Origin of the sequence: Paenibacillus sp. NPDC058071 (assembly GCF_042885235.1) — a bacterium.
Taxonomy (GTDB): Bacteria; Bacillota; Bacilli; order Paenibacillales; family Paenibacillaceae; genus Pristimantibacillus.
The window spans coordinates 67,123-90,437 of the sequence record NZ_JBHVSK010000001.1 but is presented as its reverse complement, the minus strand read 5'-3'; the positions used below and the strand labels follow the sequence as shown (position 1 = coordinate 90,437).

Below are 23,315 nucleotides of genomic sequence, written 5' to 3'. Positions count from 1 at the left end.
TCCTCCCCGTTACCGGCTTCTTCGCCTATTCGTCGATTTTCCGTTTCATATCGTTCAGCCATTGCATTGCCTGCATCGGCGTCATATTGAACAAATCCAGCTTACGCAGCTGCTCCGCGAGCTGCTCCGCTTTTGGACTTGCCTTGCGCTTCGGCTCGGCCGGAACGGCAGCAACCGGCGCCGGTTCATCGAAGATAGACAGTTGAACAGCGGCGGCGGTTTCTCTTACCGCTTCCTCTTGTTTAACCGTCTCGGCCAACGGAGCGAACAGCGTTACGCCGACATTCTCGACACCGCCGATCCGCTCCCGGAACGTTTGCTCCAGAATCAAGGCCGATTCGGAACGCTCCAGCAGCTCGTAGGCTCTGCCGATAACCGTCTCCGGCAAGCCTGCCAGCTTGGCGCAATAAATGCCGTAGCTGGTGCTGGCCGCTCCCGGAATAAGCTTGCGCAGGAAAGTGACGTGATCCCCGCTCTCCTGAACGGCCATGCAGGCGTTCGCCAGCGAAGGCAGCGTTTCTTCCAGATGCGACAGCTCGTGGAAATGCGTCGAGACGAGCGCCTTGCAGCCGATATGATGATGAACGTGCTCGATCACGGCTTGCGCGATCGCCATTCCCTCGCCGGTGGACGTTCCTCTTCCCAACTCGTCGATAATGACGAGGCTGTTCGCCGTCGCTTTCTCCGTCATGATCTGAATGTCCTTCATCTCGACCATGAACGTGCTCTGGCCGCCGATCAGGTCGTCTGCCGCTCCAATCCGGGTGAAGATCCGATCGATCATCGGCACCTGCGCCCGCTTAGCCGGCACGAAGCAGCCGATTTGCGCCATAATGGCAATTAAGGCGACCTGCCTCATATAAGTACTCTTGCCGGCCATATTCGGACCGGTGATAAGCAGCATAGAATTTTCTTCTTTTGTCAGATCAGTGCTGTTAGCAATAAATGGCGCGCCGCCTGCCATCGCCTCGACGACCGGATGGCGCCCCTCCTCGATCGACAGATCATAGTCGCCGTTTAACTGCGGCCGTATGAATCTCCGTTCCGCGCTCACCGTTGCGAACGATTGATACACATCCAACTCCGCAATCACTTCGGCAAGCTTTTGCAGCCGGCTCAACTGCGAGGACAAATGATCTCTCAGCTCGATAAAACGGCTGTACTCCAAGTCGACCATTTTATCTTCAGCTTCCAAAATAAGCCGTTCCTTCTCCTTCAACTCCGGCGTTACGAAGCGCTCCGCGTTCGCCAGCGTCTGCTTGCGCTCGTAACGGCCTTCCGGCAGCTGCGACAAGCTTCCTTTGGATACCTCCAAATAATAGCCAAATACTTTGTTAAAGCCGATCTTGATCGTCTTAATGCCGGTCGCTTCGCGTTCCTTACGCTCTAGCTCGGCCAGCCACTTCTTCCCGTTCGTGCTCGCTTCTCTTAATTGGTCGAGGTATTCGTCGTAGCCCGACCGGATCAATCCGCCCTCGCGAATCGATACCGGCGGCTCGTCGACGACAACCGTCTCGATCATATCGGCCAAATCGCCGCAATTGTCAAGCGAAGCGACTAGTGCCGCCAGACGCTCGGAGCCAGACGATTCGCACAAGGCGACGAGCGACGGCACACGGCGGATCGAATTTTTGAGCGCGACCATGTCTCTACCATTCGCACTGCCGAAAGCGACCCGGCCGACAAGCCGCTCCAAGTCGTAAATGCCGTTTAGCTCGGCGCGAATATCGTCTCGTAAAATGAGATTCCGGTAGAGCTGATCGACCGCCTCATGCCGCGATTCGATCGCGGAACGGCTGAGCAGCGGCTTATCGATCCAGCGGCGCAGAAGGCGCGCCCCCATCGACGTCTGCGTTTTGTCGAGCAGCCATAGCAGTGAGCCTTTTTTGCTGCGGTCGCGGACCGTCTCCGTCAACTCCAGATTGCGTCTTGTATAATGATCCAGAATCATATATTGATTCGGCTCATAGCTGCGAATGGTTCGAACATGGCCGAGCGAGCGTTTCTGCGTTTCGTCCAAATAGCCGGTCAACAGACTTATTGCGCGATAGCGCGCTTTGTTCAGCTCCGTCAACGAGGAGGAATCGAACTGCTGCCGCAGCTTCTCGTCCGCCATCGGCTCGCGCGGCGTCAGCAGCACCGGGCGATTCCATACGGCAGCCTCGCTCAGCTTGTCCAACAGAGCGGCGTCCCCTACGATTTCTGCCGGCTGATAGACGTTGATCTCATCCACCAGCGCTTCCGCGCTGCCCGCAAGCGAAGTAGCATACAGCTCCCCCGTCGACAGGTCGCAAGCGGCCATGCCAAGCTCCGAGCCGTCCACAACCGCTACCGACACGATAAAATTATTGCTCCGCTCGGTCAACGATTTAGCTTCCATCACCGTACCGGGTGTAATAACGCGGACGATTTCCCGCCGAACGACGCCCTTCGCCGCCGCCGGGTCTTCGACCTGCTCGCAAACCGCTACCTTGTATCCCTTCTCTACCAAACGAGCAATATAGTTTTCCGCAGAATGATGGGGCACGCCGCACATCGGAATTTTCTCTGCCGCGCCGCCTTCCCTGCCTGTCAGCGTTATATCAAGCTCCCGTGCGGCATTAATAGCGTCTTCGAAAAACATTTCGTAAAAGTCGCCGAGACGGAAAAACAGAAACGCGTCCTTCGCTTCTTCCTTCACGGACAAATATTGTTGAATCATCGGGGTATAGCCTGCCACTTGATGCCCCTCCTAATATATATGTAGTCATTCCAGCCATGTTATGAGTCCAGCCGTTCGCGCCATCTGGCGAAATCAGCACTCTGCCATTATATCAAGCGCCTTGCCGTTGCGCCATTGCGACAGTCGAATCCGCGCCGCGAAACAGCGTCGAGCCTTACAAATAAACAGCCCGCCTTGCAGAGCAAAGCGGGCGCAATAGATTCGATAGCGAGAGTAGATCTCCGCTTGACTTGAAAACTGCTACCAGTATAACAAACAAATGTTCGTCCGGCAACCTAGCCGTTAACGACGCAAACGCAGACGGACGCCGGGAGGAGGCAGTTCGAGCGTCAGGTGAGCGGTTCGTTTCGGTTGTCAGCAGTGAGGTTGTTTGGACGTAAGCATCAGTGATAATTACGATAGCTTTACTCATTCATCCGTCAAAGGGATGCCCCACTTCACACGAAGATCGGACTGTTCGTTCCACGTTCGGCCTCGCCTTGCGGCCTCGAACAGCGGTTCAATGAACGGAGCGAGCGTTTCATAGCTTGCGGTAGCCGCTGCCGCGGCAGCCACGCGGTCAAGACAGCCGGCCAGCTCCGCCCGGTCTCCGGCGTAGTACGCTTCGACATACCGATCTTCCAGAGACGGTATGTCAGCAAGCGCCGCCTCCTCGCGCGCGCACAGAAGCGCAAGCGCAAGGGCGGCTTTGGCCGCGGCCGGCGAGACGAGCCAGCTTGGCAGCGTCCGGTATTCGAAGCCGCCGTGCGGCTGTCGGCGGAAATCGCCGAGCGAGCCGTAGCGCGGGCGCCGCCCGCGACCGGCCGGGTCCTCGACGAGCGCCAGCGGAAACGCCGCATAGCTGTCGAGCAAGCGAAGCAGTCGCGGCGTTAACGGTGTGCCGCTCAAATGAATATGCCCGCCAAGGGCCAGTCCCTGCACAGGCATTGCTCCTGCAGCCCAGCGCAGACCGGGCTCGCGAATGCGGCGCGCTGCTTCACCCAGCAGCCGCCGCAGCCGGACAGCAAGCTCGCCAGGCTCTTCCGCCGGCTCCGGACGAAGCTCCGCTAAGGGATAAACGATGCGATTCCCAATCCTCATCGCGTCGCTGCCCGCGGCCCGGACCGTTCCTTCGCCCAAATAACGAGATGCCGGGACGAGCCGTCCATTGGGTTTGACGAGAGCAAATTCCGGATCGGCTCCGAGCAGGATCGGCTTTCCTGAAGACGCTTTTACAACAGAATCGTAACGCAGCAGCGCATCCGCCAGCTCCGGCGAAGAGCGAAGCGGACGGACCCCCCTCACCGAAATAGCGAGCCTATCGTCAACCGCGACGTCCGCCGATCCAATATCGATGCCGAGCGCGTACAACCCTTTGATTGCCGCCTGCACAACCCGTTTGAGCATAGAATCGTCCAACGGAGCCAGAGTTCTTCCCGCTGCATCTGCCGCCGGTTGGAACACAGGCACTCGCGCGCTTGCCGTATGTTCCCTGCTATTCGGGGCATTCGGCCTTTTGGCAACCGCTGAGCTTCCATATTTGTTCATACGGCGCAGCGCTATAGGCTCCAGTTGACATACGTCGACCCTATACAAACGCTCATATCCCCGTTGCTCACGAAACAATCCCGCCCTCGCCAGCCGTCGTTCCCGCTCCCTGTCCGTCATCATGAAACCTTCTGAAGCGTGCGCATTCAGCCAAATGGCTTCGGCGGGAGGATAACCGTCTTTCGGAACAGCATGTCCATGAAGCGCAGCAATCGTGTCGCCCGGACCGGCATCCTGAATACGGCCTAAGCCTTCGATGCTCATAGAATCATACGGACTCAACTTCTTCGGCTTGCCTCGACCATCCCATATCCATATGCCAGTCATCGGCGACCCTCCCTTCCTGCGCAGCTCAACAGCACTTCCTAATTACGGAGCGAGATCAAGTTTTTTTCAACAAAAAGAGGGCTTTCGCCCTCGAATTTGCCGAACCGCCCGCATATCATACCGTAGAGGATGCGGCTCCGAATTACAGCTCGTCGTCCAGCAGGCTCGGATCCAAATCCTCGTAATCGCCGTCGCCGAGTTCGAAATCGAGTTCTTTCCCCTCCAGGCCGTCCAAACCGCCAGGGAAGACCGCGACAAAGATCTTCGTTTCGGCAACCATCTCTACCGCAAATTCACGCTCAACGCGAATAACGACGCCCGAACCGCTGGAAGAGATGTTGGCTTCGATGCAGTTAGGCTCCTGAATCGCTTCGGCGGACACTTCTTCCGTCGACGCGCGGTGCCTAGGGTCTACATACGATAACGGCACGTGCTCCACATAATGTACGGATTCCTTTGCTACGTCGGTTTGCGAGTTTTTGCTGTACGAATACCAGATGTTGATATCGTAAGTACCGATTACCTCAATGCCGTCGCCCGATCGAACCGCCTCATACTGATGGTTGATTATCCATGCGCCGAGAATGCTGGTCGGATGATGAGGCGGTGTTACGGTATGGGTAACCGTGGAGAACTTACGACCTTTGCCGCAGACAGCTTTCGTTATAATTTCTCTAGGTTGAAGCTGTTTATCTGCAATAGTCATCGATTTTAACCTCCTCCATACAATCATTCATTTAAAGTGTATGCAGGACATTCGTCTAGGGTGACTGATTCTTTTCCGCGCGCCGCAACGAATTTTTTCCCTCTTTATTCTATGACTGAGCTGTTTCTAAAATCACTTTTCTTTTTTTCAATCGTTTTGCGACGTCCAAATAACGTTCCAGTTCATGCATCAGCTTCAATAATGAAGCGCGCACCTCGAACTCCTCCCGAGTCTTAGGCAGCTCCGCCGTACGGAATACGACGGCCAGCTCTTTCAGCTTTTTCTCCGTCATTCCGGTATAAACCTCCGACTTCACATCTTCAGAAAGCTGCTCCATCAGCTCGGCGATCGGATCGTTCTGCGGCCATTTCTCGTAGACGAAAGCAAGCTGGACAAGCATGAGCTGAATGAGCTCCTGCTGCTGCCTGCGCATTTCGAAATAGGAGGTCCAATACTGCTCCTGCCCCCAAATGCGATTGTCGCGATTCAACGCGGACCGCCTGACGCCCTCCGTGATCGCCGCGTCCGCGTCCAGCAGCTCGGCTCCGCCCCAAATATGGGAAGGATTGCGCAGCGTTTGCGCCATTTGCGTGAAAATAACGTCAAAGCTCCGTTCCGTCTTCGCTTTCAGCTCTTCCAGCAAATGCTTGTCCTTTGGCATATAGATCAGGTTAATGACGGTCGCCCAGCCTAAACCGACGAGCAGCAGCAAGATTTCATTCGTAATGATGTCCACCGTCACTTCTTGCCGGCCGAACAGGTGAAAAACGATAACCGAGCTCGTCACGATGCCGTTGCTCAGCTGAAACCTTGCCAATACAGGGAAGGTTAGCAGGATGAAGAGCGCCACGGCCCAAATATGAAAGCCGAAAATCGTAAAAATAAACGAAGCGAAAAAAAGTCCCAGCACCGAAGCGATAAACCGGACGAGAGCGCTTTGCAGCCCTTTCATCCGGCTCACTTCAACGCCGAGAATAGCAAGAATACCGGCTCCGAGCGGCGGTTCCAGCCCGAAGTAGACGGCGGTATAGATGGCGGCGATCGTCGCCAGCGCTGTTTTAATAATTCGAATTCCCATAGGTTGATGCCCTCTTATAATGGTAGTATTGACGTTCGGATACGTTCATCCTACCTTTCGCGCCAGCCGGAAGTCAACCGCTTCTCTAGCGCAGACACAAGCTGGTACATAACTGTTGCTACCGCCGCGATGACAAGCAGGCTGGACAGCACGAGCGTAAAGTTGAATACCTGGAAGCCATAGATGATGAGATAACCCAGGCCGAGCTTCGCCACCAGAAATTCGCCAACGATGACGCCTACCCAAGCAAGGCCGACATTGACCTTCAGCGCTGAAATAATGACCGGAAACGATGCCGGCAAAATAACGAGGCGGAACAGCTGCGTCCTGCTGGCGCCGAACACGCGGACGACTTTGATATAACCGTCCTCGATCTCTCGAAACCGGTTATAGATGTTAATTGTCGTAATAATGACCGTCACGGACAGCGTAACGGCAACGATCGACATAAAGCCGGGACCGAGCGTGACGATAAAAATCGGACCGAGCGCTACCTTCGGCATGCTGTTCAGCACAACGAGATACGGATCGAATACGCGGGACAAAAAAGGAAACCACCACAGCAGCGCCGCAAGCGCTGTGCCGAGCAGCGTTCCGAGCGCGAAGCCCATCGCCGTCTCTGATACGGTCATGCCGATATGGGGCCACAAGGAACCATCGGCAATCGTTGTTGCGATCTGATGAAATAGCTTCGAAGGATAGCTGAACAGCAGCGGATCGATCCATTTTAGCCGCCCCGCCGTCTCCCAGAGCGCCACAAGCAGAATGAGAATCGCGATTTGCGTTGTTCCTACAGCTGTAGACAGTCTCCCGGCCCTGCGCTTATGGCGAAGATGCAATTGCGCCATCCAGGCGGAGCGGTCCTCCTGGATGCTTGCGATTTTCACGATTTTTCCGGTGGCGGCTTTGAAGAAATTTTGTTTTTGCGCCAGCTCTTGCGCTGGCCCTTGATGCTGCGCCTCTTCCGTCTTGCTCCGTTCATTTTCTGCGGAAGACGGCACCAGCAGCTCTCGCTCGCATTCATCACTGCGCCCGTTATCGCTCATCCTCGTCTCCTCCTCCCTTGGCTGCGTCCAGCTCCGCCCATAGCCCGTCGAATACGGCTTGAAAACCGGGCAGACGACGAGCTTCCATTGGCGAGGCTTCGCGGATTTCCTCCGGAATTAGCATTTCCGCGACTATTCGTCCAGGATTAGCCCCAAGCACGATAACGCGGTCGCTCATGGCCGCCGCTTCCGCCAAATCATGAGTAACAAGCACAGCCGTTTTACCGAGCCTGCGGAGCGTCTGTTGAACGAGATCTTCCAGTTGCAGCTTTATATGCAGATCGAGCGCAGAGAACGGCTCGTCGAGCAGCAGCACCTCGGGCTCTGTCGCCAGCGTTCGGGCAAGCGCAACCCGCTGCCTCATGCCGCCAGACAGCTCATGCGGATAACGATCGCCCGATCCAGGCAAACCAAGCTCGCCCAGCAGCGTATCGACGCCAGCCAACGCAGTGCGATTTTTGCGGCCGGCAATTTCCAATCCGATAGCGGCGTTATCCCGTATAGTACGCCATGGAAACAAATAATCTTGCTGGAGCATGTAGCCGACCTTTGTAGACGGTCCTGTAACCGGCTCGCCTGCCAGCAGCACGATGCCGCGAGTCGGAGGGAACAGGCCGGCAAGCATGCTCAAAATAGTCGTTTTGCCGCAGCCGCTTGGACCGACCAGCGAGATGAACTCGCCGCGCCTCACGGTTAGCTCAAGCTCTTCGGTCGCCAAGGATGCGCCTTTATCGTTTACATAGACATGAGAGACGCCGTGCATTTCGAGCATCCGGTTGTCGCCCGCCATTTCATCCCCTCCGCTCTATCGCTTACTCAGTCCTTCGCTTCTTTAATCGCTTGTTCAGCGAAGCTGTTATTGACAATTTTGTCGTGTTCGGTTCTTGCTTTAAGCTCGCCGGCCGATGTCATTACATCAAGCAGGTTGTTCCACTCCGCCTCGTCGATGATTGGATCGGTGGCATAGGAGCCCTGCTTCTTGTAACGGTCGATGGAGCTGACCATAATCTCAGGATCAACGTTATCGAAGTATGGCTTCACAGCTTCAGCAATCGTCTTGGCGTCATTTTCAGCTACCCACAGCTGTGCTTTGTGCACAGCATTTGTAAATTTTTGAACCGTTGTTTTGTTTTTATCGATAAAGCTTTGTTTTGTCATGAAGACGGTGTATGGCAAATGACCGCTTTCAACGCCAAACGATGCCACTACTTGACCTTTGCCCTCTTTCTCGAAAACGGATGCCGTCGGCTCGAACAGCTGCACATAATCGCCGGTGCCGGACGCGAACGCTGCCGAGATATTAGCGAAATCAACGTTTTGAATCAGCTCCAGATCGCCGTGCGGATCGATGCCATGCTTCTTAAGTGTAAATTCTCCGGCCATTTGCGGCATGCCGCCTTTTCTTTGCCCGAGGAATGTCGAACCCTTCAGCTTACTCCAGTCGAACGCATCATCTTTATTGCGAGCTACGAGAAACGTGCCGTCTGTTTGCGTCACTTGCCCGAAATTGATAACGGGATCGTCCGCCCCTTGCTGATACACATAAATAGACGTTTCCGAGCCCACCAGCGCGACGTCGATAACGCCGGACAGCAGCGCAGTCATCGTTTTGTCGCCTCCCGCCGTTGTTTGCAGCTCGACGTCAAGCCCTTCCTCCTCGAAGAAGCCCTTCGCCAACGCCACATACTGCGGCGCATAAAATAGCGAGCGCGTCACTTCCCCGATCTTCACCTTCGTTTTTTCCTTCTCTCCGCCGCCGCAGCCGGCGATGACCGCCGTGACCAGCAGAACGGCAGCCAGCAAGAGCGGTATCATCCTTCTTCTGCTCATCTCTATTCCTCCCCAACCATTCTCGAAGTTTTTGGTACTTTAGCCTATGCCGGGGGCCGACCAGCGGTGAATGACATGAAAGCTTCCCTGCCGAGGGTTGGGTCGTTTGAACTTTGGATGGGTATGTGTACGTGGGAAAATAAGTTGCTTGGCCGTTCGGCTTATTGGCGAAACAGGGCAAAACGGAGCGAATATGGAGTTGCGGGAAATGAAATATTGGTTTGATCGCTAGCCGGACCAAGTAGGTGTACGTGTGAGTGGAAAAATAAATTGCTGACCGTTCGGCTTGGCAGCAAAACGGAGCGAGTGCGGAGTTGCGAGAAAAAATAATTGGGTCAAGCGTTAGCCGGACCAAGTACCTGCGACCTGCTCACAGCTGACCATATGAAGCGGTGGCATTACGGGGGAGAAATCACTATCGTGGCGTCGAAACTGTGGCTTTAACCCCCTTTGCTCTCCTTTTGCGTGTTCTCAGCAGCAGGCAACTTGAGAAATAACTGCAATTCAGCAGTTATTTCTTTCATATAAACTAGAAACCAAGTAAATAACTGCAATAAGGCAGTTTTTCGATAAGATTTGATAGCAAACGGCGCTGTGGTCAGTCAAATAAATGCCAAAGGCAGTTACTGTCCATTTTTCGAGCAGCGTACGGGAAATAACTGCATTTTGGCAGCTATTGGTTCGGCGATGTTAGAGCTAGGCTTTTTGTCGATGGGAAAATACGCGGTTTACTGTGTATTTGTTTTTCCGTGTGGATTTATTTACTTGAGGTTATCAAATTTAATAATCAGTATTTTACTGAAATGGAGGAACAGTGGAAGAGCAGAGGGATTCTGGAGAAACGAAAGTGGTCGCTTTTAAAGCCAGATTCCTACTGCAAACCTCAATAAAATAAAGGAATCAGGCTTTAATGGCGATCGGAAGAACCCTCTGACCTGCAACGCTTCCCTCACTTCAAGTCAAGTGCTGATTTCGGTTTTGAGCCACTTGAGGGGGTAAGTTAGTATGGAGCGTTAGCTTACTGCATGTATTAAACTTTTGCTTAACGAGGCGCGTGTATTAATGGAGGCAGCCTTCTATATTGGAATGACGCGATTGGCTGAGGAGACTAACTTACCGACCGCGAAAAAGATTCAAATATAAACAAAAACGGCTCAGTCCGTCGATACTTTCTCGACAGCCTGAGCCAGCATACTCTTACAGATTACCGTTTCCTAACCGCGCTGCGGTTACAGCTTGTAAATCTGTTTGTATTTATTTTCCAAATAGCGAACCAAATAACTGGAATCGAGCGATTTGCCCGTTACCGCGTTTATCAGCTCGGAAGGCGTGCGAAGCTTGCCATACTTGTAAATACGCTCCGTCAGCCAATCTTTAATGGGATGCAGCTCCCCGCGCCCAACAAGCGACCAGAAGTCGGGCAGCTCCCGCTCCATTGTATCGGCAATCTGAGCCGCATACATGTTGCCTAGCGAGTAGGATGGGAAATAACCGAACATGCCGCCCGACCAGTGAACGTCCTGAAGGACCCCTTCCGCGTTCGAGGCAGGCTCAACTCCCAAGTACTCCTTATATTTGGCGTTCCAGATTTCCGGCAGTTCCGACGCCTTCGCACCGCCGTTAAAGATCAGCTTCTCGATCTCGTAACGAATAATGATATGCAAGTTGTACGTCAGTTCGTCGGCCTCGATGCGAATAAGAGAAGGCTCGACGACGTTAGTCGCCGAGTAGAAGGAATCGACCGGCACCGTCAGCTGTCCCGGGAACCGCTGCTGCAAATCGGCATAATAACGTTCCCAGAAAGGTTTGCTTCGCCCGATCACATTTTCCCAGAATCGCGATTGCGATTCGTGAATGCCCATCGACGTGCCCGTGCATAGCGGAGTGCCGATCAGCTCCGACATTATGTTTTGCTCGTACAGCGCATGACCGCCTTCGTGAATCGTGCCGAACAGCGCGCTCGTCACGTCATTTTCCAAGTATCGGGTCGTAATGCGCACATCGCCCGGATTAAGTCCAGTCGCGAACGGATGCACGCTTTCATCCAACCGTCCAGCTTCGAAATCATAACCCATCTGCCCTAAAATAAATAGGCTGTAATCCTTTTGCGCGGCTTTGCTGAACGTTTGCTGCAGAAAAGATGTATCCGGCTTATGCGGCGATTCCGCAATAGCCGATACGAGCGGCACCAGCTGCTCGCGCAGCCCGCCGAACACGCGGTCAAGCTCAGCCGTCGTCATCCCTGGTTCGTATTGATCGAGCAGCGTATCATAGCGGGTCGCTTTCGCCCCCCACAGGTCGATAAACTGCTGCGTATAGTCGATTACTTTTTCCAAATAAGGCTGGAAAGCGGCATAATCGTTATTCGCCTTTGCTTCTTCCCACTTGTTCTCCGATTGAGCCGCAAGCACCACATACTCTTGATAGAGTTTCGGTGGAATTTTGACGCTGCGGTCGTAGTCCTTGCGCGTTTCCGTTACGAGCCGCTGCTCGATTTCCGACAATTGCGCAAACGCTTCGGGGCGCTCCAGATCGGCAAGATTTGCTCCCAGCTCCTCCGAGGTTTGGAGCTTGAACATATCGCCGGACAGATTGCCAATCGCCTCCGAGCGCGCGTCCATCCCTTTGCGCGGAGCGCCAGTCCGTAAATCCCAGTAAAGCACGCCAAGCGCTTCTTCATAGCTTTTGATTTTACGAATCGTCTCCATAAAAAGAGGAAGCGTTTTCTCCATATGTACCGTCATTTGATTAACCGCCTTTCCATATTAAAATACGTCCTGCTAACTTGATCTTACCGATTGCAAAACGTATAATCAACCGTAGCTTTATTCCTAGCTATTCATACTTGCAATGAAAGGTGAGGCCCATGCATATTGCTTTCTCCGCTTCAGCGGCGGACTATTTGGCCCCTTTTCTGGCCGACGGGAGCAGTCAGCTGAAGCTGCTGCACGATACCGAAGGCTGCGGCTGCGTGATGAGCGGCGTCCCTGCCCTGCAATTGATTGCAGAAGCTACTGTGGACGACAAGCTGGCTCAAGGCGATCCTTTGCCCTTCTGGTACGAGCCGCGTCACGAGGTGTTTTTCGAGCCCGAGCTGCGGATCGATTACAACCCGGACAAGGAAAGTCTCAGTTTAAAGAGCGACAGTCAAATCTATACGCTCGATCTGAGGTTCATCAAAGCCTGAGCACTTACAAGCATTATTATCGGATTTACACCACATGCAAACGCAGGAAAAGGAGATCATACGATGAGCAAACTGAATCAAATTTTGGAACATAACAAGCATTTTGTGGAGCAAAAAGAATATAAGCAATTCGTCGCATCGAACGATCGCCGGATTGTTATTGTTACCTGCATGGACGCCCGCTTAACCGAGCTGCTGCCAAAAGCGCTGAACATCAAAACAGGCGACGCAAAAGTGATTAAAAACGCCGGCGGCATTATTACGCAGCCATTCGGCAACATCATGCGTAGCGTTCTTGTCGCGATTTACGAGCTGAGAGCAGACGAAGTGTTCGTCATCGGTCACCACGACTGCGGCATGACTGGCATTAACCCTGAAAATGTCGTGAGCCACATGCTCGAGCGCGGCATTCCAGAGCAAACGATCGAAACATTGAAAAATTCCGGCGTCAACCTGATGCGCTGGCTGACCGGTTTTGACAACCTGCAGGATAGCGTTGAGCAGAGCGCCAACATCGTTCGCAAGCATCCGCTGCTGCCGCCTAATGTTCCGGTGCACGGCTTAACGATTCATCCGGAAACCGGCCAGCTTGACCTTGTGGTCGACGGCTACGAAGCGATGCGCAAATAAATTTAACCGTATTAATTACATCCCGCTAAAAGCCTGCTTGATCCCGGCTTTTGCGCTTTCTTTCAACCGCCTCCGCTCGCGCCGCGATAACCTCTGTGCGGTCGCGCAGCTTGTGGCGGTCGATGAGGGCGGGGTCATTCATCGGACTTTTTATTCCCCAGATCAATCCCTTTGCGAGGCATATCGTCTCGCAACGTGCACGAAGCTCCGCATCGACAAGCCGCATATCCATCTCCGTATAATCGAAGGTTTGTCCAGCCTGGAGCAGAATCCTTCTATCTTTAAGCGCCGCAAGCAGCAAGTCCCCGTCTATTCCCAACCTGCTTATATCATCTTCCTTCAGCCTAAGCGCCGCATTGGCGTACAGCATTGAAGCCCCTCTCGTATTACCGCGCCGCAAATGATAGTGCCCTACAGCCAGCTGAATGAGACCAACCCATGTTTCCGCGCGCGGATCATTCGGATGCTCCTTCCAATACTCCTCCAACAGCTCATGACATTCAAAGTAGTCCCGCGTAGCATGATATTCGACCAAATAGTCGATATAAGCGTCCGGATAGGAGTCGTTCATCACGGATTCTCCCCCTTTTACTAATACGTTTCGGTTTTTCGAAATTTTTTTGAAACCTTCGTTAATTCTAGCCGTAAATGTATATGATAGCAACGAAAGCACCTATAGATGCAGGAGGAGAAGAAGCTATGAAAAAAGGTATTCTTATTATGATGGCGCTTACCGTATTCCTGACCCTCGGGTTTGGACAAGTCGCTGACGCTGCTAAACGCGGGGGCGGAATGAAATCGCCGAAACAAAGCTTTACGCAGACGCCAAAGAAATCCGATAACGTCAGCCAAAGCAATCCAGGTTCGACGACAGGCACCGGCTCGAAAGCGGGCGCAGCAACGACGGCTGGCACGAAATCCGGCTTCGGCGGCAGCTTTATGAAAGGCATGCTTGTGGGCGGTCTTGCCGGCATGCTGTTCGGCGGGCTGTTCGGCGGCATGGGCGCATTCGGAGAAATACTCGGATTCTTGGTCAATATGCTTGCAATCGTGGCGGTCGTTATGGTTATCATTGCCGCATTCAAGTATATTCGCCGCAAAAACAATCCTGAGCCGCGGAGACCTTACTAATGATTCGCATTTACACGGACGAGATTATTAATGCCGTATGCCTTCATATGGCTGAGCGTAAAGGCGTCAAGCCTCAGGATGTAGAGGTTCAGCTCTCCTGGGAAGAGCAATACGGTTTTACGGCTGAAGTCTGGGTAAGCGGACGAAGCCAGTACTTAATCGAGTCCAACCTGCTCGAAGCGATCGAGCAATATATGTACACCGAGTATAACCGTCGCGTTTTCCGTTCCAACATTAAACTGGATGCGGACGAAGAATTTTTCGCTGATATTGAGGAATAACGATAGCAGGCAATAAATAGCATCCATTATGGGTCCCCACATACTTAACGCTTAGAAAAGGCGTTCAGACTGCGGGGACCTTTAATATGTTGTGGTATAACCGCTTTTTATAGCAAAATCCGGTTCTCCAATATATTTTTCATACTGATATGGGATTTGGACGGACCCAGTCCAGCAAGGGAATCCTGAAATTCCGCTAACTCCTCAATCGTGGCCGTCTGTATCTTAATCAGATAGTTATACTCTCCGCTGATGCGGTATAAATCCGTCACCTCCTTCGCTTCCCGGCAAAATTCCACCACCTCTTGGCATCGCTCGGTCTTCAGCATAATAAACGTCGTTGTCCCCCGATTCAGCTCCGGTAAACGAAAGGTGGCGGTATAGCCCGCAATGATTCCTTTCTCCTCTAACTTGGTTATTCGCTCCTTAACCGATGGCTGGGACATAGACACCTCCTTGCTGATCTGGGAAATCGTCATTCTGGCGTTGCTTTGAAGCAATTGCATAATCTTATTATCAATATCATCAACAGCCTGCTCCATCTTGTGACCTCCAGTGTAAAAAATAAAGTAATTCTCCTAAAAATCCTTATTATTCATAAGTATCGCATGACAACTCTCTTACTTATCTTATGTCCTTCAACTTTCATAGTCACTATAATTAATTTCAGACTTATTGAAGGAGCGCGATACTCATGGGAGTTCAAGGATTAGCACATATAGCTATTCAGGCTAAAGATTATAGAGCAACAATTGACTTCTACACCGAAGCACTGGAATTTAAACGTGGACACCACTGGAGCCTGCCTGCCTTTCAGATTACGGAAGCTTGCATGCTGATCTCGCCTGACGGGCGGACCTGCATTGAGGTTTTTGACGATCAAGCCATTATCCCGGCCCAAGGCAGGAAAGCCCAGTCCGAAGCCGATGTTGCGCATGGCGCACTGCTTCACTTTGCCTTTTACGTAGATGATGTAGAGGAAACCTATCAAAAAGCACTTTCTCATGGAGCAAAAGCTTTTGTAGAACCGGATGCACTCTCGCTCGGAGAACCGCCGCTTTTTGTAAAAAATGCCCTTGTTCACAGTCCTAACGGAGAGGTGATTGAGTTTCTGGAGAGTGTCGATTTTGATGGCGCTCATGTTCGGCGGAAAGCAGGTACGGAGTTCGCGTCGCCGAAGCCGTAAACACCATCGAGACGGCCTCGTCACTCGTGGAATACGGCAACGAAATCGATATCCGCAGTCGGGTCTATCCGATCCAGAATCGTTGGCGGCAGACAGCCGGCTTTCTCGCGGCGGTTTCCTCGCTGGAAATAACGTAAAACGCTGATTTCTAATTCAAACCCAAAATAGAAATGAACGAAAAAAGATAATTCCTGTGCCTTACACCGTACAGGAATTATCTTTTTTCTTTTTCGTAAGGTTATGTCAGATTAACTTGACTCTACTACCATAGACATGTAAATATCTACGGGATCCTCACGATCCACTTTAAAACCATACCGTTCATAAAGACGTTGAGCCGGGCTTCCTTGAAGGACATTTAAAGTCACCCGTTTTCCTACTACATCGTCTTGTTTAAAAACATATTCTAATACCTGACTTCCAACGCCTTTGCCTTGGTAATCGGGATGAATATAAAAATGTTCCAACAAATACCCATCTAATATCGGTTTAAAAGCGATGCAACCAATAAAGGAAGTATCCTTAATGATCCATGTATGAACGGGGTCAAATGCGTCACGAAAGCGTTGGCGAACCTTCTCTTCATCAAATCTTCCTAATCTCGTTAAATCGTCGCGCAGTACGATTGCCCGTAAATTAGCAATTGTCTCCATATCGGAATTTTGGGATTGGTGAAGAGTAATCTGTTCCATCGAATGCAATACTCCTTTTCGGTCAAGCGCTGATTTGAAGTTAGAACCCCTTTTACTTAACCTGAATCTCATCTCATAACCAAGATGCTACCCCAATTATAGAACCAGAGTTCGTAGGGATCAATTCTCAACACCTGATGCAAATCGAAGCTGGCTTTAGGCAATTGGACTCTTTAACCAATTTCTCCACCCGCCTGCCTCCGAAATATTGCGTTCTGGATCGGCTGCATAGCTTTCGCATAGGAACCCGGGAACCGTTCGTCCGTCCGTCAATTCGACCTTGCCGATGCCGAGCGGAGCTGGAATCGACGCCGTAAACTTACCGAAAGAACGATAAGGCATTCTCCATAACTCAATCGCGATCTCACGGCCCCCTTCCTTTTCGCTTACCCGTACAAGCCCCGGCTTCGGCGGAGTTGTAGGCAATCTATACATTTCATATCGAGGAGCAGTCTGCGTTTCTTCTATAAAAGTCGCCCCCAGCCCCAGCATCTGCTGCTCAAGCGGCATCCCTCTCATATGCAGCCCACATACGGCTACTGTCACCGTCTCCGCCTGAAGCAGAAAAGCCCGGGCGGCGGAGCTCAAGTTTGCTTCCTCGTCCGCCAGCGAAAACAACGTAATGCCAAAAGGCAGACCTTCCTCCGCTTCTCCTGCAGGAATCGCAACCGCGCTCATATCGAGCAGATTGCAATGATTCGTGTAAAGCCCCATTTTCCGATTTGTGTCCACTGGATCGGCCGCGACCTGCTCGCGAGTCCAAGTGCCTCCAGCTGTCGGGAGTACAAGAATCGCATTTTTCAGCCATTTTTCCGTCATGCGTTTAATCTCGGCCAGCCTATACTGAGCTTGAAACAGTGCTGCCGCCGTATAAGTTGCTTTCTCGCCTGAGCGAAGTATTTGTTCCGTAACCGGGAGAGTCGCCCCGGGATGGGCGATCACAAAAGCTTCCAAATCCGCCCAGCGTTCGGCAACGAGCGGACCCTCATACAACAACGACGATGCCTCAAGCAGCATAGATATATCGATTGCTTCTACTAGACAGCCGGTATCAATCAGCGTCCGCTTGGCCTGCTCCCACGCTTGCTCGTAAACAGCTGCGAAAGGTCCAAAAAACTCCAACGGCCCTTCTGGAATAAGAAATAACTCAGGCATAACCGGATTGCTCAACGAGCGAGCGGCCGAATAAGGATCGCTCTCTACGTACCCCCTTGCCTGACGATCTACCGTTAGGCAGTCGTCAATCGAATGAGCAAATACGGTCACGCAATCGAGACTGCGGCAAGCCGGGATAACGCCGGCCGAAGGCCAAGCCCCGACGGCAGGCTTATAGCCAACCAGTCCGTTTAATGCCGCCGGCACCCGGCCCGAACCGGCCGTATCCGTTCCAAGCGCAAAAGCCGCTTGGCCGCATGCAACAGCGATGGCGGAGCCCGAGCTTGAGCCGCCGCTAATCAATTCGGGACGCAGCGCGTTATGCGCGGCGCCGTATGGACTGCGCGTGCCGACCAGACCGGTCGCGAACTGATCGAGATTCGCTTTGCCAACCGGTATCGCCCCAGCAGCAACTAGCCTCTCGACAACAGCCGCATGGCTTTCAGGCGTATAGGCAAAATCGGGACATGCCGCCGTTACCGGCCAGCCAGCCACTTCGATATTGTCTTTTACGGCGAATGGAATCCCCCATAACGGACATTGCTCCGGGCTGAGTCGTTCGAGGCGCTCTAAGTACGGCTGAATCCGCTCCATCACCGGAGGCGCAATCCAAATATGGCTCTCTGCACTGGCCTCCGCGCGTTCCAATATCGCTTCAATAACATCAATCGGCGTAAAACTCCGATTCCGATAGCCTTTTCTTAGCGCCTCAATAGTCAATGACCTTGGCACAGCTTGCTTGCTCATGATGCCTTCCCCTCCTCTTCTGGATAAATAGCTGCAATTCGGTCTCCTGCTCGTACTTGATCGCCCGGCGAGACGGCAACGGATGCAATCACGCCGCTGAACGGCGCCTGCTGATGGAACTCCATTTTCATGCTTTCTTCAATTACAAGGGTGTCTCCCTTGTTCACCCTCTGCCCCGGTTCCACCAGCACCTTCCATACGCTGCCGGACATCGAGCTGTTGACAGCCAAGCTGCCCTCCGGCAAAGCATCAGCCTCCTGCGCGTCTGCTGTCTCCGTCTCGGATACATGCTCGGCGATGCCAAGCTGCTTCCACAGCTCCCTTTCCTGCTGGAATGCAGCTTGTCTCGACTGCCGGAATTGATCCGATTGTTCCTGAACAGTATTTAACCACGCTAAGTATTCACCAAGCCGGAATGTCGTCTCTTCCGTTTCTACAATAAAATCGCCTCGCAGGAAATCCTCTCGCATTTGCAGCAATTGTTCTTTCTCAACCGGATAAAACCGAATTTGGTCAAAAAAGCGAAGCAGCCACGGCTTGCCTGGCTCAAAATTAGATGTGGATCGGAATTTGTTCCACATTTGCACGGTCCGTCCCACGAATTGATAGCCGCCCGGACCTTCCATGCCGTATACGCATAAGTAAGCTCCGCCGATGCCAACAGCATTTTCCGGCGTCCATGTCCTTGCTGGATTGTACTTGGTCGTCACCAGCCTGTGGCGCGGATCGAGCGGCACGGCAACCGGCGCCCCGAGATACACGTCACCCAGACCCATAACGAGATACGATGCGTTGAACACGACCTCCGCCACTTCCTCCAATGATCCGAGTCCGTTTATTCGCCGAATAAACTCCAGATTGCTCGGGCACCATGGTGCATCCGGCCGGACATTTTGCTGATAGCGTTCAATAGCCAGCTTTGTTGCCGGATCATCCCACGAAAGCGGAAGCTTCACGATACGTGACGGCACCTCAATCGACTCCAGCGGCGGCAATGTCAGATCAAGCTCCAAAATGCGAGCAGCCGCCTCTTTTACCGTCATACGCGTCCGGTCTAAATGAATTTGCAGCGAGCGAATGCCCGGGGTCATCTCGATATACGGAATAGCGCCGCTCTCCTTGACCGCCTGCATCAACACATACGCCTGAAAGCGATACAATAGATCAAGCTCCCGATCGCCGTACTCGATCAAAATATTTTCGTCGCCGGAGCATCGGATCGCTAGTTTGAAACGCCTTCCCTCTTCTTCGTAAGCAAGCAGAGGCTGGTAGTCTCCGCTAGAGCGTTCAGGCAGAACCGGCAATTTAAGCGGCAGCTCCCTTGCGCCAGCCAACTCCGAGCTTCCTGCAAGCACTCTCTGTACGGCAATTCGGTCTAGAAATCTCTCCTGCTCCCTACGAAGCTCTTCCGCTTCTTCAACTGTAATGAGCCGGAAACGAATTTTGTCGCCCGGGCGAAGCTGACCAATCTTCCATAGCTCGGCCGATGCCGTCGTCACCGGACAGACGAACCCGCCCAGACTTGGACCGTCCGGCCCTAACAGAATCGGCATATCGCCCGTCAAGTCCAGCGCGCCGACCGCATAAGCGTTGTCGTGGATATTGGACGGATGGAGCCCGGCGTCGCCGCCGTCTTCCCTTGCCCAAAGCGGCGCAGGGCCGATCAAACGAACCCCTGTGCGCGAGCTGTTGAAGTGCACTTCCCAGACCGTATCCGTTAATTGCTCCAAGTAAGCAGGAAGCAAATATTCCTGCGTGCAATGCGGACCCGGAATGACGCCGATCGTCCATTCGTTTGCCAACGCCGGACGGGACTGCAACGGAAGCGGCTGCGTCGAGTACGGTTGTGAAGCCGGCGGCCCCGCCGGCTTGATGCGCAGCACAGCACCAGGACGCAAGGCGCTGCCGCCATGCCCGCCGAACCCGCCCAGCGTAAACGTCGATACGCTGCCAAGCGTCAGCGGCATATCGAAGCCGCCTTCAACGAGCAGATAGCTCCGCATGCCCGACTTTGACTCACCCAAAACGAGAACAGCTCCCGCAGCAGCCTTTACTGGCGTGTAGAGCGGAACCGGCTCTCCATCCAACTGCGCGGACATATCAGCGCCGGTCAAACAAAACGTCAAGCTGTCCCGGAAACGGTAGGCTCCGCCGCGAAGGGTCATTTCCAATCCCGAGGCGGACTCCTCATTGCCTAGCAGCCGGTTGCCCATCCGAAACGCCAAAGCATCCATCGGCCCCGATGGCGGCACCCCGATATCCCAATAGCCGACACGTCCCGGATAATCCTGTACGGTTGTCTGTATGCCGCCGTCCACAACTTCAATCGCACGCTCTATGGGCTTGAACCCTGACAGCATGCTTGTGTATACGCGGCCTGACTGGAAGTCGTCCGTCCCAAGAAAAGCTTCAATATATGCCTGATTGGTCGTGATGCCGTATACACGCAGTTCATGGAGACAAGCAATCATTTTCCCGATCGCCTCTTCACGCGTCTCCCCATGGACGATCAGCTTTGCCAGCATCGGATCGTACAGCGTTGTCACTTGAACGCCCGGCTGAATCCAAGACTCCACACGCGCATTCCCCGGCCAAACGATGCTGTCAATTTGTCCGTCGCTCGGCCGAAAATCATGAAAGCAATCCTCTGCATACAGACGAACCTGCAAGCTGTGTCCAAGCGGTTTCCGAAGCTTATCCTGCAAGTTTTGCAGCTTCCCGGCCGCTTCGAGCACCATCCATTCCACCAGATCGACGTCCAGCACTTCCTCCGTTACGCCATGCTCCACCTGCAGACGAGTATTGACCTCCAGAAAATAATAGTGTTCCGTTTCGGCGTCGTACAGAAATTCGACCGTGCCCGCATTCCGGTAGGATGCAGCGGCAGCCAGCTTTCGGGCGCTCTCATGCATATGTGCGCGTACAGCTTCTGGCAGCTGCGGCGCCGGCGTTTCCTCAATTATTTTCTGATTGCGGCGCTGTACCGAGCAGTCCCGCTCTCCAAGCGCCGCTGCTTCGCCGTAGCCATTTCCGAAAATTTGCACCTCGATATGCCTTGCACGCGCAATATATTTCTCGAGGAAAACGCCGCCGTCGTTAAAATTAGCTGCTGCCAGACGCGTGACCGATTCATAGGCTTCGGCCAGTGCGTCTTCGCTGTCGCATATGCGCATGCCAATACCGCCGCCTCCAGCGGTACTCTTCAGCATGACCGGATAGCCGATTGTCCCGGCATGTTCGATCGCTTCATCCAGACTGCCCATTAGCCCCGTTCCGGGCAAAAGCGGCACGCCCGCCTGCTGCGCCATTTCCCTTGCCGTGTGTTTTAAGCCGAATAGCTCGATATGCTCAGGAGACGGCCCGATGAAGGTGATGCCCTGCTCGGCGCACGCTTTTGCGAAGGCTGCATTTTCGCTCAAAAATCCATATCCCGGATGAATGGCGTCGACCCCATGCTCAATTGCCGTCCGCAAAATCAGCTCGGCATTAATATAGCTTTCTTTTGCCGGCCCTTCGCCGATCTGCACCGCTACATCCGCCATCGTCACATGCAGACTGTCGCGGTCGGCTTTGGTGTATACGGAGAGCGAAGCGACGCCCATCTTTTGCAGCGTTCGGATGACGCGTACCGCTATGGCGCCCCGGTTGGCAATTAATACTTTTTTAAACATAGCTCTCTTCCCCTTCCGCGTTCCAAATGATGACTCTCGCCGGCGTTGGATTATAGCCATTGCACGGATTATTTAGCTGAGGACAGTTGCTGATTAGCACGGTAACTGGGGCGATCGCCTCCAGCTCTACGTAACGGCCAGGACCGGAAATGCCGTCCGCGAAAGTCAGCTTTCCTTCCGGCGTGACCGGCACGTTCATGAAAAAGTTGACGTTTGGCGCTAAGTCCCTTTTGTCGAATTCGCTTCGGCCGGACAGCATCAGCATAAACGTATCTCTGCAATTGTGCATCGGCAGCGTATCATGCGAATAGCGAACCGTATTGCTTTGAGCCGAGCAAGCGCCGCCAATCGTATCATGTCTGCCGCAAGTGTCGGCGGTAATCCGAAGCAGCTCTCGTCCCGATTCCGCGAGAAGCACGGAGCCTGCCGTCAAATAGAGATTTTGCTGATTCGTAATCGTGCGAATTGCGCTGTAGCGGTCGGAAGGATCATCCGTTGTGTAAAACAAAGTGTCTACCGCCTGATTGCCTTCCAAATCTTCGATCCGGAGCACCTCGCCGGGAAGCAGGTCATGCAGCCAGCCCTCCCCGGCCGGGATAATGTGCTCATACTTGGCATTTCTCGGATCCAGCTTGCTCGTTACAGGAGTAAAGGCGGTCGTTGTCATGGTCGAATCGCTCCTCTCATCAGTTCGTAAGCATTCCATGTATTTTCGAAAGCTCGGCGATTCTCCGCGCAATGATTTAAGCAGCGGTCATCTTCGCGAAGCGGCAAAGCATCGCCCACTTCAATTTCAATTGCGCTGCCGGTCTGGTACCGGATGTTGGGGTTCAGCGGATTCGGTGTATTGGACAAGATCAGCAAGACATCCATTTCCGTACGCAAGGTTACGCTGCGGCCTTCCGTCTCCTGCTCGGCATAGCGCATGGTGCCGTCAAGCTCGCACACAACCTTCGAAAAGAAATTGATTGGCGTCGTCAAATCTCTAGGCGTCAACCGATGGCGGTACATTTCTACGATCAAATTCTCCTCGCCGCTGCGATACCAGCCGTTGCGTTCGGTCTGATAGCGGGTTATGCCGTATTTCTCATCCGTCCCGCTCCTTGTCGTATAACCGGACAGCGGATCATGCCAGCCGACGGTATCCTCCGTTATAGAAGCCATTGCCTTACCCTGGTCGCTCATCAGAATATGGCCTTGTGTCAACAAAGCGGTATGCTGCGCTTTCAGCGTATCGGGCATATTGTAGCGCTCGGAAAAATAAGGGGCATGGAACAGAAGCGCCGAAAGATTGGCCTGGCTGCCCAGCGATTTCATATGAATGGTCTTCCCCCGGCCAATGATGCCGGACCATTTCCCTCCCGCTTGAATCGAAAAAACTGCTGCCATATGGCATACC

The 23,315-nt window shown here is 53.3% G+C and carries 20 protein-coding genes; 5 read left to right on the top strand and 15 right to left on the bottom strand.

Features of this window, described 5'->3' with window-relative positions; genetic code table 11:
* Positions 1-25 precede the first annotated feature (25 nt).
* From mutS to ACFVTB_RS00330, 8 genes are all read right to left on the bottom strand, one after another.
* Positions 26-2,719, bottom strand: coding sequence for a DNA mismatch repair protein MutS (mutS, locus tag ACFVTB_RS00365; protein ID WP_387743481.1), 2,694 nt, complete (start codon positions 2,717-2,719; stop codon positions 26-28).
* 411 nt (positions 2,720-3,130) lie between these two features.
* On the bottom strand, positions 3,131-4,576 hold the full coding sequence (locus ACFVTB_RS00360) for a putative amidoligase domain-containing protein (RefSeq protein ID WP_387743478.1): 1,446 nt from the start codon (positions 4,574-4,576) through the stop codon (positions 3,131-3,133).
* A gap of 142 nt (positions 4,577-4,718) precedes the next feature.
* Positions 4,719-5,282 carry an outer spore coat protein CotE gene (locus ACFVTB_RS00355; protein WP_387743475.1) on the bottom strand — a complete coding sequence of 188 codons (564 nt, stop codon included), beginning with the start codon at positions 5,280-5,282 and terminating at the stop codon, positions 4,719-4,721.
* 109 nt (positions 5,283-5,391) lie between these two features.
* Entirely contained in the window at positions 5,392-6,360 is a 969-nt protein-coding gene (locus ACFVTB_RS00350; RefSeq protein ID WP_387743472.1) for an aromatic acid exporter family protein, read from the bottom strand.
* 50 nt (positions 6,361-6,410) lie between these two features.
* A complete protein-coding gene (locus ACFVTB_RS00345; protein WP_387744869.1) occupies positions 6,411-7,208 on the bottom strand; it encodes an ABC transporter permease in 798 nt (265 codons plus the stop codon).
* Positions 7,209-7,395: 187 nt separating this feature from the next.
* Complete coding sequence (locus ACFVTB_RS00340) at positions 7,396-8,196, bottom strand: ABC transporter ATP-binding protein (protein ID WP_387743469.1); 801 nt, start codon at positions 8,194-8,196, stop codon at positions 7,396-7,398.
* 26 nt (positions 8,197-8,222) lie between these two features.
* Positions 8,223-9,236 (bottom strand): ABC transporter substrate-binding protein, encoded by a 1,014-nt coding sequence (locus tag ACFVTB_RS00335; protein WP_387743466.1) that lies wholly within the window; start codon positions 9,234-9,236, stop codon positions 8,223-8,225.
* 1,229 nt (positions 9,237-10,465) lie between these two features.
* A complete protein-coding gene (locus ACFVTB_RS00330) occupies positions 10,466-11,980 on the bottom strand; it encodes a carboxypeptidase M32 (protein WP_387743463.1) in 1,515 nt (504 codons plus the stop codon).
* A 122-nt stretch (positions 11,981-12,102) separates the two neighbouring features.
* Here ACFVTB_RS00330 and ACFVTB_RS00325 point away from each other — a divergent pair, with 122 nt between their 5' ends.
* The gene (locus tag ACFVTB_RS00325) at positions 12,103-12,423 is read left to right on the top strand and encodes an iron-sulfur cluster biosynthesis family protein (RefSeq protein ID WP_387743460.1); all 321 of its coding nucleotides are present in this window, start codon (positions 12,103-12,105) and stop codon (positions 12,421-12,423) included.
* Between the two features lie 63 nt (positions 12,424-12,486).
* Positions 12,487-13,053: a beta-class carbonic anhydrase gene (locus ACFVTB_RS00320; protein WP_387743457.1), complete on the top strand. Its 567-nt coding sequence runs from the start codon at positions 12,487-12,489 to the stop codon at positions 13,051-13,053.
* Between the two features lie 25 nt (positions 13,054-13,078).
* Here ACFVTB_RS00320 and ACFVTB_RS00315 read toward each other — a convergent pair whose 3' ends face one another.
* Positions 13,079-13,624 (bottom strand): DUF309 domain-containing protein, encoded by a 546-nt coding sequence (locus ACFVTB_RS00315; RefSeq protein ID WP_387743454.1) that lies wholly within the window; start codon positions 13,622-13,624, stop codon positions 13,079-13,081.
* 128 nt (positions 13,625-13,752) lie between these two features.
* Between ACFVTB_RS00315 and ACFVTB_RS00310 the strand changes: the two genes are divergently transcribed.
* Together ACFVTB_RS00310 and ACFVTB_RS00305 are read left to right on the top strand one after the other, a co-directional pair.
* The gene (locus ACFVTB_RS00310) at positions 13,753-14,184 is read left to right on the top strand and encodes a hypothetical protein (RefSeq protein WP_387743451.1); all 432 of its coding nucleotides are present in this window, start codon (positions 13,753-13,755) and stop codon (positions 14,182-14,184) included.
* Positions 14,184-14,465, top strand: a complete 282-nt coding sequence (locus ACFVTB_RS00305) for a YxcD family protein (RefSeq protein ID WP_387743448.1) — start codon at positions 14,184-14,186, stop codon at positions 14,463-14,465. Before ACFVTB_RS00310 ends, ACFVTB_RS00305 begins: the two co-directional genes overlap by 1 nt.
* 107 nt (positions 14,466-14,572) lie before the next feature.
* Here the strand turns inward: ACFVTB_RS00305 and ACFVTB_RS00300 are convergent, their stop codons facing one another.
* Positions 14,573-15,007, bottom strand: coding sequence for an Lrp/AsnC family transcriptional regulator (locus ACFVTB_RS00300; RefSeq protein WP_387743445.1), 435 nt, complete (start codon positions 15,005-15,007; stop codon positions 14,573-14,575).
* 152 nt (positions 15,008-15,159) lie between these two features.
* On the opposite strand from ACFVTB_RS00300, the gene ACFVTB_RS00295 reads away from it, so the two are divergent.
* On the top strand, positions 15,160-15,651 hold the full coding sequence (locus tag ACFVTB_RS00295; protein WP_387743442.1) for a VOC family protein: 492 nt from the start codon (positions 15,160-15,162) through the stop codon (positions 15,649-15,651).
* Between the two features lie 248 nt (positions 15,652-15,899).
* On the opposite strand, the gene ACFVTB_RS00290 is transcribed toward ACFVTB_RS00295, so the two are convergent.
* The 5 genes from ACFVTB_RS00290 to ACFVTB_RS00270 all read right to left on the bottom strand — a co-directional run bounded on the left by ACFVTB_RS00290 (position 15,900) and on the right by ACFVTB_RS00270 (position 23,305).
* Entirely contained in the window at positions 15,900-16,343 is a 444-nt protein-coding gene (locus ACFVTB_RS00290; protein ID WP_387743439.1) for a GNAT family N-acetyltransferase, read from the bottom strand.
* Positions 16,344-16,499: 156 nt separating this feature from the next.
* Entirely contained in the window at positions 16,500-18,245 is a 1,746-nt protein-coding gene (locus tag ACFVTB_RS00285) for an allophanate hydrolase (protein ID WP_387743436.1), read from the bottom strand.
* Entirely contained in the window at positions 18,242-21,916 is a 3,675-nt protein-coding gene (uca, locus tag ACFVTB_RS00280; RefSeq protein WP_387743435.1) for an urea carboxylase, read from the bottom strand. The genes ACFVTB_RS00285 and uca overlap by 4 nt, the downstream gene beginning before the upstream one ends.
* Positions 21,909-22,583, bottom strand: coding sequence for an urea amidolyase associated protein UAAP2 (locus tag ACFVTB_RS00275; RefSeq protein WP_387743432.1), 675 nt, complete (start codon positions 22,581-22,583; stop codon positions 21,909-21,911). The genes uca and ACFVTB_RS00275 overlap by 8 nt, the downstream gene beginning before the upstream one ends.
* A complete protein-coding gene (locus ACFVTB_RS00270) occupies positions 22,580-23,305 on the bottom strand; it encodes an urea amidolyase associated protein UAAP1 (protein ID WP_387743430.1) in 726 nt (241 codons plus the stop codon). The genes ACFVTB_RS00275 and ACFVTB_RS00270 overlap by 4 nt, the downstream gene beginning before the upstream one ends.
* Positions 23,306-23,315 lie beyond the last annotated feature (10 nt).

Coding starts and splice junctions, on each gene's coding strand:
- ACFVTB_RS00305 (WP_387743448.1), top strand. CDS start 14,184: ATGATTCGCATTTACACGGACGAGATTATTAATGCCGTATGCCTTCAT.
- ACFVTB_RS00270 (WP_387743430.1), bottom strand. CDS start 23,305: ATGGCAGCAGTTTTTTCGATTCAAGCGGGAGGGAAATGGTCCGGCATC.
- ACFVTB_RS00355 (WP_387743475.1), bottom strand. CDS start 5,282: ATGACTATTGCAGATAAACAGCTTCAACCTAGAGAAATTATAACGAAA.
- ACFVTB_RS00310 (WP_387743451.1), top strand. CDS start 13,753: ATGAAAAAAGGTATTCTTATTATGATGGCGCTTACCGTATTCCTGACC.
- ACFVTB_RS00330 (WP_387743463.1), bottom strand. CDS start 11,980: ATGACGGTACATATGGAGAAAACGCTTCCTCTTTTTATGGAGACGATT.
- ACFVTB_RS00300 (WP_387743445.1), bottom strand. CDS start 15,007: ATGGAGCAGGCTGTTGATGATATTGATAATAAGATTATGCAATTGCTT.
- ACFVTB_RS00360 (WP_387743478.1), bottom strand. CDS start 4,576: ATGACTGGCATATGGATATGGGATGGTCGAGGCAAGCCGAAGAAGTTG.
- uca (WP_387743435.1), bottom strand. CDS start 21,916: ATGTTTAAAAAAGTATTAATTGCCAACCGGGGCGCCATAGCGGTACGC.
- ACFVTB_RS00275 (WP_387743432.1), bottom strand. CDS start 22,583: ATGACAACGACCGCCTTTACTCCTGTAACGAGCAAGCTGGATCCGAGA.
- ACFVTB_RS00345 (WP_387744869.1), bottom strand. CDS start 7,208: ATGGCGCAATTGCATCTTCGCCATAAGCGCAGGGCCGGGAGACTGTCT.
- ACFVTB_RS00350 (WP_387743472.1), bottom strand. CDS start 6,360: ATGGGAATTCGAATTATTAAAACAGCGCTGGCGACGATCGCCGCCATC.
- ACFVTB_RS00325 (WP_387743460.1), top strand. CDS start 12,103: ATGCATATTGCTTTCTCCGCTTCAGCGGCGGACTATTTGGCCCCTTTT.
- ACFVTB_RS00320 (WP_387743457.1), top strand. CDS start 12,487: ATGAGCAAACTGAATCAAATTTTGGAACATAACAAGCATTTTGTGGAG.
- ACFVTB_RS00290 (WP_387743439.1), bottom strand. CDS start 16,343: ATGGAACAGATTACTCTTCACCAATCCCAAAATTCCGATATGGAGACA.
- ACFVTB_RS00285 (WP_387743436.1), bottom strand. CDS start 18,245: ATGAGCAAGCAAGCTGTGCCAAGGTCATTGACTATTGAGGCGCTAAGA.
- ACFVTB_RS00295 (WP_387743442.1), top strand. CDS start 15,160: ATGGGAGTTCAAGGATTAGCACATATAGCTATTCAGGCTAAAGATTAT.
- ACFVTB_RS00335 (WP_387743466.1), bottom strand. CDS start 9,236: ATGAGCAGAAGAAGGATGATACCGCTCTTGCTGGCTGCCGTTCTGCTG.
- ACFVTB_RS00315 (WP_387743454.1), bottom strand. CDS start 13,624: ATGAACGACTCCTATCCGGACGCTTATATCGACTATTTGGTCGAATAT.
- ACFVTB_RS00340 (WP_387743469.1), bottom strand. CDS start 8,196: ATGGCGGGCGACAACCGGATGCTCGAAATGCACGGCGTCTCTCATGTC.